17 protein-coding genes are annotated in these 14,698 nt (G+C 38.5%); 4 read left to right on the forward strand and 13 right to left on the reverse strand.

From position 1 onward, the window contains the following. Positions 1-94: 94 nt before the first annotated feature. The 6 genes from fdhD to CVD27_RS05155 form a co-directional block, all read right to left on the reverse strand. Positions 95-898 (reverse strand): formate dehydrogenase accessory sulfurtransferase FdhD, encoded by an 804-nt coding sequence (fdhD, locus tag CVD27_RS05130; protein WP_374703048.1) that lies wholly within the window; start codon positions 896-898, stop codon positions 95-97. 27 nt (positions 899-925) lie between these two features. Beyond that, positions 926-1,282 carry a DUF2294 domain-containing protein gene (locus tag CVD27_RS05135; RefSeq protein WP_101646812.1) on the reverse strand — a complete coding sequence of 119 codons (357 nt, stop codon included), beginning with the start codon at positions 1,280-1,282 and terminating at the stop codon, positions 926-928. Between the two features lie 49 nt (positions 1,283-1,331). Further along, positions 1,332-1,811 carry a DUF1641 domain-containing protein gene (locus tag CVD27_RS05140; protein WP_101646813.1) on the reverse strand — a complete coding sequence of 160 codons (480 nt, stop codon included), beginning with the start codon at positions 1,809-1,811 and terminating at the stop codon, positions 1,332-1,334. After that, positions 1,811-4,783 (reverse strand): formate dehydrogenase subunit alpha, encoded by a 2,973-nt coding sequence (gene fdhF, locus CVD27_RS05145; RefSeq protein WP_374703044.1) that lies wholly within the window; start codon positions 4,781-4,783, stop codon positions 1,811-1,813. The genes CVD27_RS05140 and fdhF overlap by 1 nt, the downstream gene beginning before the upstream one ends. Positions 4,784-4,929: 146 nt before the next feature. After that, on the reverse strand, positions 4,930-5,742 hold the full coding sequence (locus CVD27_RS05150) for a formate/nitrite transporter family protein (protein ID WP_101646814.1): 813 nt from the start codon (positions 5,740-5,742) through the stop codon (positions 4,930-4,932). A gap of 385 nt (positions 5,743-6,127) precedes the next feature. Beyond that, entirely contained in the window at positions 6,128-7,627 is a 1,500-nt protein-coding gene (locus CVD27_RS05155; RefSeq protein ID WP_101646815.1) for a nitrate/nitrite transporter, read from the reverse strand. A 242-nt stretch (positions 7,628-7,869) separates the two neighbouring features. Here CVD27_RS05155 and CVD27_RS05160 point away from each other — a divergent pair, with 242 nt between their 5' ends. The 3 genes from CVD27_RS05160 (at position 7,870) to CVD27_RS05170 (ending at position 9,715) form a co-directional block, all read left to right on the forward strand. After that, entirely contained in the window at positions 7,870-8,655 is a 786-nt protein-coding gene (locus tag CVD27_RS05160; RefSeq protein ID WP_101646816.1) for an alpha/beta fold hydrolase, read from the forward strand. A gap of 6 nt (positions 8,656-8,661) precedes the next feature. Further along, positions 8,662-9,150, forward strand: a complete 489-nt coding sequence (locus CVD27_RS05165; RefSeq protein ID WP_101646817.1) for a phosphatase PAP2 family protein — start codon at positions 8,662-8,664, stop codon at positions 9,148-9,150. Between the two features lie 181 nt (positions 9,151-9,331). Then, the gene (locus CVD27_RS05170) at positions 9,332-9,715 is read left to right on the forward strand and encodes a GNAT family N-acetyltransferase (RefSeq protein ID WP_101646818.1); all 384 of its coding nucleotides are present in this window, start codon (positions 9,332-9,334) and stop codon (positions 9,713-9,715) included. A gap of 46 nt (positions 9,716-9,761) precedes the next feature. On the opposite strand, the gene CVD27_RS05175 is transcribed toward CVD27_RS05170, so the two are convergent. The 4 genes from CVD27_RS05175 to CVD27_RS28650 all read right to left on the reverse strand — a co-directional run bounded on the left by CVD27_RS05175 (position 9,762) and on the right by CVD27_RS28650 (position 11,852). Next, positions 9,762-10,073 carry a thioredoxin family protein gene (locus tag CVD27_RS05175; RefSeq protein ID WP_101646819.1) on the reverse strand — a complete coding sequence of 104 codons (312 nt, stop codon included), beginning with the start codon at positions 10,071-10,073 and terminating at the stop codon, positions 9,762-9,764. Between the two features lie 15 nt (positions 10,074-10,088). Continuing rightward, on the reverse strand, positions 10,089-10,463 hold the full coding sequence (locus CVD27_RS05180; protein ID WP_101646820.1) for a MerR family transcriptional regulator: 375 nt from the start codon (positions 10,461-10,463) through the stop codon (positions 10,089-10,091). Positions 10,464-10,573: 110 nt separating this feature from the next. Then, the gene (locus tag CVD27_RS05185) at positions 10,574-11,710 is read right to left on the reverse strand and encodes an ATP-binding protein (RefSeq protein ID WP_257984268.1); all 1,137 of its coding nucleotides are present in this window, start codon (positions 11,708-11,710) and stop codon (positions 10,574-10,576) included. Positions 11,711-11,720: 10 nt separating this feature from the next. Beyond that, a complete protein-coding gene (locus tag CVD27_RS28650; RefSeq protein ID WP_257984270.1) occupies positions 11,721-11,852 on the reverse strand; it encodes a hypothetical protein in 132 nt (43 codons plus the stop codon). Between the two features lie 266 nt (positions 11,853-12,118). On the opposite strand from CVD27_RS28650, the gene CVD27_RS05190 reads away from it, so the two are divergent. Next, positions 12,119-12,292 (forward strand): aspartyl-phosphate phosphatase Spo0E family protein, encoded by a 174-nt coding sequence (locus CVD27_RS05190; RefSeq protein ID WP_101646822.1) that lies wholly within the window; start codon positions 12,119-12,121, stop codon positions 12,290-12,292. Positions 12,293-12,401: 109 nt separating this feature from the next. Here the strand turns inward: CVD27_RS05190 and CVD27_RS05195 are convergent, their stop codons facing one another. The 3 genes from CVD27_RS05195 to CVD27_RS05205 all read right to left on the reverse strand — a co-directional run bounded on the left by CVD27_RS05195 (position 12,402) and on the right by CVD27_RS05205 (position 14,529). Next, the gene (locus CVD27_RS05195; protein WP_101646823.1) at positions 12,402-13,280 is read right to left on the reverse strand and encodes an aldose 1-epimerase family protein; all 879 of its coding nucleotides are present in this window, start codon (positions 13,278-13,280) and stop codon (positions 12,402-12,404) included. A 214-nt stretch (positions 13,281-13,494) separates the two neighbouring features. Then, positions 13,495-13,797 carry a hypothetical protein gene (locus tag CVD27_RS05200; protein WP_101646824.1) on the reverse strand — a complete coding sequence of 101 codons (303 nt, stop codon included), beginning with the start codon at positions 13,795-13,797 and terminating at the stop codon, positions 13,495-13,497. A gap of 138 nt (positions 13,798-13,935) precedes the next feature. Beyond that, positions 13,936-14,529, reverse strand: coding sequence for a hypothetical protein (locus CVD27_RS05205; RefSeq protein ID WP_101646825.1), 594 nt, complete (start codon positions 14,527-14,529; stop codon positions 13,936-13,938). Positions 14,530-14,698 lie beyond the last annotated feature (169 nt).

Below are 14,698 nucleotides of genomic sequence, written 5' to 3' on the forward strand. Positions count from 1 at the left end.
TTGAATCATTGATGTCCTCATGGAGCGCATGCGGACATTGTACCTGGATTGCTGGACAAAAAAAAAGCCGCTTCATTCCTGAAACGGCCATTTTTTACGTAAGAGATGGAACCCCCGGAACCTTAATCCGTTCGGGTCTTGTATATATATTTAATGAATGATTGCGTAAAAAACCAATCGTCGTAATATTCAGCTCTTCCGCGAGCCTAAGGGCCAATTCGGTCGGGGCTGACTTTGAAAGAACAATGCCGCAACCTATTTTCGCTACTTTTAGTAACACCTCTGAGGAGATCCGGCCGCTAAAAACAATAATTTTATCCGAAAGTGAAATCGAATGCTTTAAACAATGTCCATAAATTTTATCGAGTGCATTGTGTCGTCCAATATCTGTTCGATCCACCACAATTCCGTTCATGTCACATAGGGCAGCATTATGAACTCCACCTGTATCCTGGAAGATCACAGACGACTCCTGCATCTGTCTCATTAATTGAAAGCATTGGTCAATAGAAACGGTCACATCTACGTTTTTAAGTGGTTTGACCGTTCTCGCATCATTATAAAAATAAAAGCTTTGCCGGCTTTTCCCACAGCAAGACGTGACATAGCGTTTGGAATGGAACATTTCGTTCAGTTTGTTGACCTTAAACGTATTCACAATCACACGGCCAGTGGTTTCTATGAAGGTGAGCTCTTTGATTTCTTTATAACTCCTAATGATCCCTTCTGAAGCCAAAAAGCCAACCACTAAATCCTCAATATACTCAGGGCTGCAAACAAGAGTAGCGAATTCTTGCTCATTTAACACAATGGTGATGGGATATTCTGTTACAATGGAGTCCGTTACTTTTTGTATGGCGCCGCCCTCATACCGCCAAACCTGGCTTTCCATTTTCATAGGCTGATCCATACTTTTCCCTCCTCGTTACTTACCCTCGATAGGTTGGTCAAAGACGAATACAGTCATGGCAATATCTTCTTCAATATTAATATCGGAAAACAGCCTCAGCACCTTTGCTCCCATCAAGTTTTCAAATTTTAGCAGGACCTCTGGCTTTTTATAGATTTCCTTCACAAATCTTGTTCTCGTTTCATGAACCATTTGTTTGCCTTGTTCTGAATGGATCATAAACTTTTCGACATTTGTCAGGTTGCCCCTCATTTCACTAATCGCCCAAGCCCCGTTAAATTTAGTAGTAATCTCCTTAGGTCCATTACCTACATATTCTTTTCTTATTTCACGGACCAGCATACTAAATTGATGCTCCATATTCTTTGTCATCGACCGTCCCTCCTCGTCTTTACAGGTACATTTCCCTTCTTACTTCTTGTTACTCTTTTAAACCTTCCCCGATTCCTTTTAACAAATTAAACCCAAACCCTAAAGCGCGATTGATATCAGGATCCTTTAGAGCCTTCATTATATCAAACACCCCAAGTTTAGTGTCGGCTTTTAAGCCTTGCTCTGCCTTTTGCATCCCAGCGGTTAAGCTTTTTGCAAGCTTACTAGTCGTTTCTGGCTCCAATTCCGTCAAGATCCCTCCAGCAGCCATCGCATTATTGATCATGTTTGTCACTGGTTTTCGTGCAATTTGACCAACCGCGATTTTTGCTGCACTTTCTTTTACTATCAAAAGACTTCCTAAAGCCTCCAAAATCCCGCTATCATGTAATTCCTGCAGCAGACTTAACGTTTCGAGCAGCGAATCCTTATTATCTGCCACCCCGGAGAGAAGATTCTCCAGGGATTGTATTTTTTTCTGTTCATCCGTCCATTCTGTTTTCTGAATGGTTTGAATCGGCTTGGCCATTACGCATTCCTCCTGTCATAGAACCCAGGCTTGACGTACTCATTCACACTTGCTATCGGCACATAATCTCCGCGTTCCCACTTCCGGTAAATTTCAAGGCCCATTTGTGGTGTACGGACCGCATTACGCGGATTGTATTTTGGCAGTGGATTTTCACCGTCAAGTGTGAGGACTTCCATCCGTACTTTTGCTTGTTTGTAAGCTGGTGTATGTGTCACCACATCTACTGCTCCTCCAGTAAGAAGGTTCACCGCACTCTCGTGGCTGGAAGAGTGCATTGGGACATACACTGTTTTTCCAACGACACGATCTGTTACAAGAACTGGAAGGCGAATGGCCCCATATGGTGAGACAAGACGTACCAAGGAACCATCCTTCACGCCGCGTTCTTTTGCCAGCTCAGGAGACACCTCTACGAACACTTTCGGGAATTTGTAGTTAAGTCCTTCCGATTTTTGTGTTAAGTTTCCTTCATGGAAATGCTCCAACAGACGTCCGTTATCTAATGAGAGATCGAACTCATCAGGGAACTCTACTGGCGGCACATAATCAAACAGACCAAAGCGCGCTTTTTTATCAGGGAAGTTAAACCCTTCTTGGAAAAGGAGCGGCGTGTTTGATCCATCAAGAGAACCCCAATGGAAGCTGTTCCATCCTTCAAGAACATCATAATTACATTGTGCAAAGAATGGAGTTAAGCTCGCCATTTCAGCAAAAATTTCACTTGGATGAGAATAATTCCAATCAAAGCCCATTTTTTTCGCTAATTCTGTTAAGATCCACCAGTCCGGTTTACTATTGCCCATCGGCTCTAATGCTTGGTACAAGCGCTGTACACGGCGCTCCGTATTGGTAAAGGTTCCATCTTTTTCAAGTGATGGTGTACCTGGCAAAATCACATCCGCAAATTGAGCCGTTGTAGTTAAAAAGATTTCTTGTACGACAAGGAAATCTAACTTAGAAAGCATTTCCTGTGTATGATTGGAGTCTGCATCGACCCAAGCCATATCCTCCCCAGCAATAAACATCGCCTTGATCCTGTCATTATCAATGGCTTCGAGCATCTGAATATTGTCTAATCCAGGAATTGCTGGAATGTCTACACCATATGCCTTCTCAAATTTAGCACGTATTTGATCATCTGTAACAGGTTGATAGCCTGGGAAGATATTTGGCATGGTTCCCATGTCAGCCGCACCTTGTACGTTATTATGTCCGCGTAAAGGATAGGCACCTGCATTTGGACGCATCATGTTTCCAGTTGCGAGAAGCAGGTTGGCAATGGCAACCGATGTGTGGGAACCTGCTATATTTTGCGTTACACCCATACCCCAGCATATCGCTGTACCATCGGCATCACGAATCATTTCTGCCATTTGTATTAATGTTTCTTTATAAATACCAGTGATCTTTTCTGCCTCATCCAGCGTATACGGCTCGATCATTTTTAAAAATTCATCATAATGATTAACATGGGCCTTAATAAATGCCTCATCATGCCAGCCTTGGTCAATCATATACTTTGTAATTGCTGAAAGCCAGACATAATCTGTTCCTTGTTTTGGACGAACGAACAAATCAGCTCGATCTCCCATTTCATGTCTGCGCACGTCCACCGTTATTAATTTTTGTCCGTGAAGTTTTTGCGCTCGCTTAATACGTGTGGCAAGTACCGGATGGCCTTCGGCAGGGGCGCATCCTACAAGAATGACAAGACCTGCACCAGCTATATCCTTAATCGTTCCACTGTCGCCGCCAATGCCTCCCGTTTGCTGTAATCCCCATGAGGCAGGTGACTGACAATACCGTGAACAGTTATCTACATTGTTCGTTCCAAACACTTGGCGGGATAATTTTTGGATCAGGTAATTTTCCTCGTTAGTTATTTTAGAGGATGCAATAAATCCTATCGAATCGCTGCCGTAAGTATCTTTGATTCCGCCCAATTTGTTCGCTACGAGAGTCAGAGCCTCATCCCAGCTAGCTTCCACAAACACATCACCTTTGCGGATTAATGGTGTGGTAATCCGTTCTTGTGAATTGACAAAATCCCATCCAAATTTACCTTTTACACAGGTAGAGACACTATTTACAGGTGCGTTCTCAGATGGCTCAATTTTAAGAATTTCACGATCTTTTGTCCAAACTTCAAATGAGCAGCCAACACCACAAAACGTACAAACGGTTTTAGTTTTTTCTATACGAGTTTCACGCATCGCGGCTTCTACTTCAGAAACAGCAAAAATGGTTTGATAGTCAGGCTCTACAGCTTTTACGATGTCAATCATTGGTGTCAGCAAGTCATCTGAAATGCCTGTCATAAACCCGGCATTTCCAAGCATGGATTTTTCCATTAAGGCGTTACATGGGCAGACAGTCACACATTGACCGCAGGATACGCAAGAGGATTCGTTAATACTTTTCCCCCCGTCCCATAACACTCGCGGCTGACCACTTTCCCAGTTAATCGTTAACGTTTCATTCACTTGAAGATCCTGACATGTCTCCACGCAACGTCCGCACAAGATACATTGATCAGGGTCATACCGATAAAACGGATGGGACATATCTACTTCATAGCCCTTTGAGCGATGTGGGCGTGTTTGGTGTTCTACCCCCATCATTTCTGCCGTATTATGTACACGGCAATTACCATTGTTATTATCACAAACAGTACAGTATAAGAGATGATTTTCTAAAATACGGTCCATTGCCTCCTCCTGCGCTTCCTTTGCAAGCTCAGACGAGGTCAAAATATCCATGCCTTCTTCTACTACAGTCGAACAAGCACGCATAATGCTGCCGTTTATTTCACACATACAGGTGTCACAGCTCTGAACAGGTCCTAGAACTTCTGAATAGCAAATGTGCGGATGCTCCATTTCCTGTTGCAGTAAATAATCCAAAATACGGGTTCCCTTTTCCACTTCATGTGCTGTTCCATTAATTAGAACATTCACTTTTTCTATCACTGTAAGTCCTCCTTAGTTAAAAACAGAGAAATCTATTATTTTTTAAAACTAGTTTTCGATTAATAGCAGAATATTTAACTATTAAAACCTTTTCTTTAAAACTATTAATATGCATCATGTAAAAGGATAATCATCCAAATCTTACATTAACTAACTTTCTTGTTACTTGACTTCGCTTTAGATTGAGCTTGCAGGGAATCCTTATGCACCATCCAATAGATCAAGGCAACGAATACGCCGCCGCCAATGGCATTTCCAATGACTACCGGGACAAAATTACTTATATAATCAGCCCAAGTGAAATGCCCGGCGAAGATCGCAGCAGGGATGACGAACATATTTGCCACCACGTGTTGAAACCCAATGGCAACAAATCCCATAATCGGGAACCAAATCGCAAGGATTTTCCCGCCAATATCATCTGCGCCATAAGCGAGCCACACGCCTAAACAAACGAGCCAGTTGCAGCCCACACCAGAAATTAAGGTTTTAATAAAGGTTTCGTCAATTTTACCTTCTGCCACAGCAATGGTTTTGGTTAGAAATGGTCCTGTTTCCGTTAAACCTACGATGTGGCCAAAGAAAAAAGCTACAAAGATCGCTCCAATAAAATTACTTACTAATACTAAGAACCAATTTTGCAATAGCTGCCCTACCGTTGCTCGTCTTGACAAAACGGCAATGGGAAGCGCCATCATATTTCCTGTTAATAGCTCTCCCCCTGCAATAATGATCAGCATTAAACCTACAGGGAAAACCGCTCCACCTAAGAGCGAGCTAAAGGAACCCCATTCTTTTGGGAGATTTGCAATTACTCGAATGTCTAATAAGAAACCAAGTGAAATAAAGGCTCCGCCTAAAAACCCTAATAAAAGCGCATGACTAGGACGCATCGTTGCCTTCTTCGCACCAGCCTCAACCGCTAATTCCGCTATGCGCTGAGAACTATGGAATGCCATATTCTTTTCCTCCTATTTATATAATCATGGGTAAGCATGGGGACGGTTCTCCTGCTTCTTTTGGAAGCAGGAGAACCGTCCCCATGCTCCCAAAACGCAAAAAAGCCCACTATAAATCGGTTTTCATGCATTGGCATGTACCGTTTTACAGTGGGCTGACAGCTGAGCATTTATTTATACTAGCGATCTTTCCCGCCATAGACACTACGTCAAGAACAGGATGTACAGTCAATTTTTAATTAACCGGCATCAATGAACTTTCCATACTCTATAAACCTTTCTTATATTATCATGGAAAATGTAATTTGTGAACATTTTATGAAATTTTTCTTTACTAACCATATATCCTCTTAAGCCCTGAAATAAAAAAAAGCTGAAGTTTTCCTCAGCACTGTTGCTTGCTAATATCGCTAAATAAACCTATATAATATTTAACTTCTCCCGCATCATTTTTTACCTCACTAATAGTCAGCCATTCTAAATAGACTTCTCCATTTTTTCGTTTATTCCATATTTCCCCTTGCCAATAGCCTTGTTCACGTATCGATCCCCACATTTTTTGATAAAAATGCTGATCATGTTTACCGGATTGAAGGATATTGGGATTATGACCAACTGCCTCTTCTGCACTATAGCCAGTAACCTTCGTGAAGGCATGGTTTACTTTCTCAATGATTCCGTGCGTGTTTGTTACCATCATGCTTTGTCCTACATTCTCTAAAATTTTTGTTTCCATATCTAATTTTTCAAGAAAATACATCCACACTACGATGACAAAGCTTGCAAGTGAAAACATGGCAAGTGACATAAAACCGATGGCATATTGTCCAGTGATCCCAAACACCATTGTCAATACGAGGGGAGGAAAAAATCCACCTAACCCTCCCATTGCCGATACAATTCCATTCGTAATCCCTGCTTGTTTTGAAAAATAGTACGGCACCAGCTTAAAGATCGTCCCATTTCCAATCCCTGCACAAATGGCAACAATTAGGCAGCCTATTGTATATAACTTAATTGTTGGCGAAAAGGAAAGGAGAACGCCAGCAAAAGTTAACCCCGTAAATACTACTAGTAAAATTTTGAAGGGATTATATTTATCAGCCAGCCACCCGCCTATCGGCCGAAGGATGGTGGCTAATGTAATAAATCCAGCCGTTCGAAGCCCCGCATCAACAGTTGTTAGGTTAAAGTTTGTGACTAAAAAATTGGGAAGATAAACAGTAAACGCAACGAATGAACCGAAGGAAATAAAATAGAACAAGCTTAAAAACCAAAGCTTTTCATTTTTGTAAACACTTTTGATTTGCCCTATAAGGGGATTATTCACTTTTTGCTCTTTGCGGTCGCCAAACAAAAAGTTTAGAATAGCAAACAAAATAACTGGCACTAAGAATAAACGGATTGTATTATGCCAGCCCAATGCATTAGCAAGGACAGGAGCAGTGAAAGAAGTGACTGCGGTACCTATGTTCCCTGCACCATAAATCCCATTTACAAACCCATGCCGTTCCTTAGGGTAATATTTTGGCAAGGACGTAACACCAATGGAAAACACGGCCCCACCCATCCCCAGCACCAATCCTCCAATAATTAAATCCGAAAATGAATCCGCCTTACTTAAATAGAGGACTGGAAAAATCAACATGAGAAAGCTAAGAAAAAACATGCTTCTAGCACCAAATCGATTTGTCCAATATCCCAAAAAGATCCGTAAAATGGAGCCTAAAATAACCGGGATGGCTGTAACTAAGGCAACCTGGTTAGCCGTGAGGGATATGTCCATCTTAATTTTCGGCATTAAGGATGAAATAATAACCCAGCACATAAATCCAACTACAAGGCTTAAAGTTTGAAGAGATAATTGCCATTTTTGAGATTGCATTTATTCTTCCTCCTCCTTTCAAAATAGGGAGCAAAATGAGCCATTTTACTAGGAATTTTTACATAAAGTGAAACATTTAAACCTTGTTTATACGTTCAATTTATTTCTAATAATCAGTCAAATCAACCATTTTCTGTTAAACTTTTGTGTCTTTTCAAAAAAAAGTGTTCTTTTGTATGCCTCAACTAAATGTGTCCAATAATAATGAAGGAAATCTAGGTATTATTCATTGAGGTGATCAAATGCCACTCCTCGAAGTTGACGAAAGTACCCTTTACTATACGGTTAAAGGGGAAGGTATTCCTGTCATATTTATTCATCCACCTGTTCTAACTTCAATAAACTTCATATACCAGGCAGAATATCTATCCCGTTATTTTCAGGTCATCACTTTTGATATACGGGGACATGGAAGGAGTTCTTTTTCAAGGAAACCAATTACCTACCCACTAATTGTAGAAGATGTCAAAATACTAATGGACCATCTGGATATTAAGCAAGCCTTTTTATGCGGTTATTCCACAGGGGCAAGTATTCTTTTGGAATTTTTGTTATCAACATCAAAGGGGCGTGCTTTAGGTGGAATCATTATTAGTGGAATGGCTGAGGTCAGTGACTGGCGCCTAAAAAACAGAATAAAGCTGGCTAAAAACATGGCCAAGATTGGTGCATTGCCTGCTTTAGCTTGGTCCATATCAAATAGTAATTCAAATACAAAAGAATTGTGCGAGAGGATGTTGAAAGAAGCTAAAAAAGGGGATGCTCTGAACATCTCCCAATACTATGATTACAGTTTAAAATACAATTGTTCCAATCAACTAGAGAATATTACCCTGCCAATTTCCCTCATTTATGGGGAAGAGGATAAACCATTTTATCCTTATGCACAGCAATTACATAGGAACCTTCCTCATAATGAATTAACCTTTGTTGAAGGGATTAAACATCAGGTCCCGACAAAAGCAGCAAGTAAATTGAATCATGTGATTGATCAATTTATTCGAAATCATTCTAGTAAACGTAGGTGAATCAATTTGGATATCAAACTATTCCGCTTCATAAATTTGCTTTCCGGCCGTTTTATCTTTTTAGATAAATTAATGATATTCATTTCTACCAAGATGAAGTTTGTTTTCTTTATTATTCTGGTGGTTTTGCTGTTTAAAAAAAAGAATATAACCCTTGAAGCAGTTGTGTCTATTCTGATTTCTTTATTCATGCATTTTATTATAAAGGTATTCTATTTTAAGCCCCGTCCATTCTTAGAAAGGAGAGTAGGTATTCTTCTCCCTTCTAAAGTTGATTCATCCTTTCCCAGCAAACATACACTATTAGTTTTTGCTGTTTCAACAATCGTCTTCATTTATCAACGCATCCTTGGGTCTATTATGTTCGGGTTCTCGATTTTAACGGGCGTATCACGAATATGGTTAGGACATCATTATCCCTCCGACATTGCAGGCAGTGCTGTATTAGGCACTTTTACAAGTTCATTCATCCATAAATTTGTAAAAAGAAAATGATGGATTTTTCCTCTATATTGTTTTTGCCATCAATTTTTAACAAGAATTCAATACGATTGTAAAACTATTATCTTCTATGTATGGTACATTGTTTGTAACTGTTATATAATAAAAAAAGTCATTAATTGATTACTTGAACGGTTAGCTGCATCAATCTAAATCTTTAGAATGAGGGATTACTATGTTGACACGTTACAAAAAAATGTATAACAAAATAGCTACAGGTTTATTATCTTTTATGCCGAATGAAAAAGATCTACAAAAACTAATGATGACGATGACCCAATATGAAACAGAACGGGACCGCCAACTTTTCTTATGGAAAGAAGACGAAGGAATAATTGGACTGATTGGTGTTTTATTTGTAGATAAGGACTTAATGCAAATCATACATATTTCTGTAAATCCCTCTCATCGTGGTCAAGGCCTTGGAAAAAAAATGATAAAGGCTCTAAAAGAACTTTATCCAGACCCTGATTTGATTCCTGATGAATATACAAAATCGTTTCTGATTAAATGTGATATTTCACCTAAAATCACACAAAGTCCAGTCTGTACCTTTTAAAACATACGAAAAAAGCTTGGAGTAAATCCAAGCTTTTTCATCATCGTTAAATTACTTTTGCTATTATTGATTTTATTTCTTCTTTATCATGGAGACCTCTAAGAGAGTCCACAATTTTTCCATTGTTAAATACCTTCATCGTAGGGATTCCTTGAATTCTATATTTCACTGCCAAATCCGTTTCTTTATCGACATCTACCTTGGCTACCAAAATGTTTGTCCCCCACTCTTCTGCTAACTCCTTCAGAATTGGCTCTTGAATCCGGCAAGGAGCACATCTTGGAGCCCCAAATTCAACAAGAGTAAGACCTTTTTCTATAAACTTATCAAATGTATGAAATTCTAATTCTTGAATCATTAATAAAACCTCCTTTTAATTTCCATCACCCGTAGGAGGGATTCGTTCGTTTTTAATTGCCGTCATCCTTTCCACGAGGTTGGAGCGAATCATCGTGAGTAATTCAATTTGCTGATCAAGTTCCTCCAGTTTTTCTTCGTAGATGGGGAGAATTTCCTCACAGAACGCTTCTTTGTTTTTTAAGACACAATTCAAAAAGCCTGAGATTTGCTCAATCGTAAGTCCTAAATTCAAATAAAACTTTATCGTATTTACTTGTTCAACGGCCAAATCATGATATACACGATATCCGTTTTCCAAACGCATAGGACTTAAAATTCCTTGTTCTTCGTAATACCGTAATGAACGAATGCTTACCCCTGTTAATTTAGAAAGTTCACCAATTTTCACGTGGTATCCCCCCTTCAAGTGTGTTAAGGAAATTATAAACCCTCACATTAATGTGAGGGTCAATAGGTTTTATTATAAATTATAAAAATAAATCATTTCGCTCTCTTCCTTTAGACTACCTGAGGTAGAAGAATGATAAATTCTGTCCCCCTATCCTTTTCACTGTTCACTTCCACTTTACCTTTAAAGGAACGAACAATTTGAAAACTTACCATCATTCCTAATCCTGTCCCACTTTCCTTTAAAGAATAAAACGGAGATCCAAGCTGATCCAATTGCTTTTTTGTCATACCTATTCCCTGGTCCTTAATGGTAATCTTTATATATCCATCATCCGTTGAAGTACATGAAAACCAAACGATTCCACCATTAGGCATAGACTCGACCGCATTTTTCAAAATGTTAATCAAAGATTGGTGCAATTTTTGAGGATTGGCATAAATCCAACAATTATTAAGAAAATCAGTTTTAATCTCAACATTATGGTTTAAGGAGTAACTTTGAATGATATTGACGACACGTTGTAACTGATACCCTACGTCGATTCGTTCATGGTTATTTATAGAAGGTTTTCCAAATGATAAAAAGTCATTAATAATTTCATTGGCACGATCTAATTCATCTATGGACATTTGGATATATTCCTTCTTTTTATTAGGCAAATCAGGTTCATTAAGAAGCTGAAGAAATCCACGTGTCACTTGCATTGGATTTCTAATTTCATGAGCAAATACACTTGTTAACTCACTAATCACTCGTAATTTCTCTGAGTTTTGCATTTCAAATCTCAACTGGTGAATCTCCCGGATTGTTTCATTTAAGGTGGTGAAAAACCAAGTAACTACGGCTACAAAGAACAAGTGAATAACCTGTACTTTAAGATATTCTATGGAAAAACCTCTTAGAATACCAGAAAAAGTAAGGCCAATCAAGCAGTAGTAAAAGGAAAGACCAACCGCAATCTTAACCCGTTTTTCTTTTTTCGAACTAGCAAACGATTTTTGAAAAAACAAAATAACAGGCAGTGAAAATAATAGGACAAGAACCGTATTATAAAATCCTATACTAATGCCAAAGTATAGTCGATAAAGGATAATCAGGGCAGATAGAAAGATTCCCGACCAAAATCCGCTATATAAACTTCCAAATAATAAAGGAATAATTCTTAATTCCACACGTGCATTGTGACCAAAGTTCACTGGAAAGGACATGCAAAATATGATTGAAATTCCCCATAAAATGGTCATTAATACCGTTCTATTTCTGCTGCTCTTTACCCTCTCGGTTAAAAATGTAAAATATATAAATATGGGTATTACCATCAAGGTTAGTTGAAATAAAAAATCCTTTATTATACTCATCTTCGTTACCTTTCATATTCTGCTCCATATCAATTCTACCTAATAAGATGGATAGCCATGTAAATATGTTTATGATTGGCTATACAAACAGCGATAATTTGAGAAATAGGAAAAAAATTTGTAATTATTCCATATTATACTTTAAAGTGATCCAAATTTGTCGACTTTTGCTTTTTTCTTTAACATATCTACTCTATCGATTAATATCTATAGAAAAAATCCAATAGTAAGCTTTTTAAGTAATTGGTAAAATAAATTTTATCATTTACTAACTTTTCCAAAAGAGGGATCTATATGGGTAAGGAACCGATTAAGTTAGGTCCGTATGAGCTTCGAGTATACATAGAATATTTGAGAGAAGAACTGTTAGATGTTGGACAGAAAATGGGTTTATCCCATCAATTAACTATTCAAGCTAGTGAGAAATTGGATTACTTTCTTAATGAATATAAGAAGGTTAATAATTAAAAAACAATGGACTCCCTAAACCGAACACATTTACTCTTTCATCGTAATAAGAAACCAAAAAAAAAGACTTATAAAGTCTTTTTTAAAGAATTTAGGTATCTATCTACTATTATAAAAACTTCATTTTATATTCTGCTTGGAATGTTTCTTCTTTATCAAGCTTATTTATCCCAAATTTCTCCTTTAAGTTGCCAGATGTGATATATGTATCGGCAATACCAAACCACGGTTCTATGCACACAAACGGAGCCATGGTACCGTCTTTGTCCATGTATTTTGACCATATCCCAACAAACGGAAACTTCTTGAATATAACTTCTACCCCATGACTTGATTTATTAGATTGGAGCGTTATTTGATCGATATTGCTGTAAATGAGAGCATCATGTGAAAACAGTGAGCTTTTGAGTTGAATTGTTGAAATACCGCTAGCAGGATCTTTCTCATGAATCAGAGAATCCTTTAGCTCATATTCAATCACATCCTTATTCGCAGCAGGCGTAAAAGTTAAACTATAGTCCCCCATTCCTTCATTTTCTAAAAGTGGAATCTTAAATGCAGGATGCGCACCAATGGAAAAATACATCTCTTCCTTGTTTTGATTCACTATCTCCCACTGAACAATGAGTGAGTCCTCTTTTAGTACATAATGAATCATTGCTTTGAACTCGTAGGGATAAACTTGTAGGAAGCGTCCAGCAGACTCAAACTCAAAAGAAACGTTTTTCTTTGTTTGCTCGGCTACATCAAATAAAACATCACGCAAAAAGCCGTGTTGCGACATCTCGTATATTTTACCATCGATTTCATATCGATCTTCCTTTAAACGTCCGACAATCGGAAATAAGATCGGTGCGACGCGTCCCCAGTAGGCGTTATCCCCTGTCCACATATAGTCTAGGCCATTTTTCTTATGCTTTACTGTTCGTACTTCTGCCCCGTTTTCTGCTATACCTACCTTCAACCATTCGTTTTCAATAACAATCATGATCTAAACCCCCTTATTTCTGTGTCATAAAAATTATTATACTAATGGATCAATTACTAGTAAAATGCTTCTTGCATTCCTGAATTGATACTAACTTGATTACGTCCTGCCCGTTTAGATGAGTATAAACTTAAAATGTGGATGATTGGTAATAAATAAGGAGCTGCTTTAGCAGCTCCTATATAACTCTCACCTGTAGGTAAAAGAACTATTGTTAAGAAGTGACTCTTGCTTTTTTACTTCTTAACTCGTTATTAATATACTTTCTGTTTTTATACAAAAATTGAATGAGTTCATTTCTTTCTAATTCCTGTTCACTTTCATCACAGTAATCCAAGCCTTTCCCGTGAATCGTCCATTTCTCTTCTTCCTTATAAAACATCAATGTCCAATCCCCATTTCGGGTATAATCTTGGAATAAAAAGTAATGTTTGTTTCCCTGTTTATCAAATTCTGCTATGTCTAAGAAGTTATTTAGGAAATACTCAATATCTTTCTTGGAAACTATCAATTTCATATTTCTCTCACCACCTTCTTCTTTCTAGCTATTTTAACATAATCTGTTAATAGTTTGGTAGAGTTATCCTCTGTTCCCCTGCTTTAGGAAAATTCCATGAACAATCAGGACGACGGGAAGGGACTTTCCGCCAACGTTTCAGCCAGATTCATCCTTCTCTTGTATAAACTTCCTTGTCATGAACTTATTAAGATGCTTTTTTCCTACAATGCATAAGTTCATCCAAATCCAGCTATATAATAGACCAAAAAGCAAAACGCCCACTATTACCGTCCCACTTACCTTGCTTGAGATCGACGGGCCTAATACTGGGAAATGGAACAGATAAAGTAAAATTAAGATCCCAGCGGTTAGAGCGATTCCTCCTAACACGGATACCATAGACCTGGTTTTATAAAGTTTGAATCCTATCCCAAGAGCAATACCAAGAAGACCCGTTGTAAACAGAAAGACTAAGACTTCGCTAGGATGAAGGATGACCAATAAAAATGTGGTAACAGCATACGTTAACAAGCCGATTTGGATTGAAGTGACCGTCGCCAGCACAATCGGTCCAGTTGCCATAATGCTAAACGCATAACCAACCCCTCCAATCAATCCCGCCGATTGAAGGATGGCAGCCATCGCCCCCAGCAGACTGCCGACGACCAACTTCCTATTCTTGGTATTCTGCACCGCTGTGATTTCATGCTCTGTTTTGAATACGCTCGATACCCACCTCATTGCTCTCATAATCATCCCTCCTTCATCTGGTCAATGGCGATTTTCAGACTACGAAAATTGATTAGACGTTGACCTCATTTAGAATAGAATTTGGAGCCATCTCTAACATGTATTCGTGTAACATCAACTGATGCATAGATTTTTTTACAATCAAAAGGCCAAGTGAAAAAATCAGTAT

The organism is Neobacillus cucumis (assembly GCF_002860255.1).
In the GTDB taxonomy this organism is placed as follows: domain Bacteria; phylum Bacillota; class Bacilli; order Bacillales; family Cytobacillaceae; genus Neobacillus; species Neobacillus cucumis_A.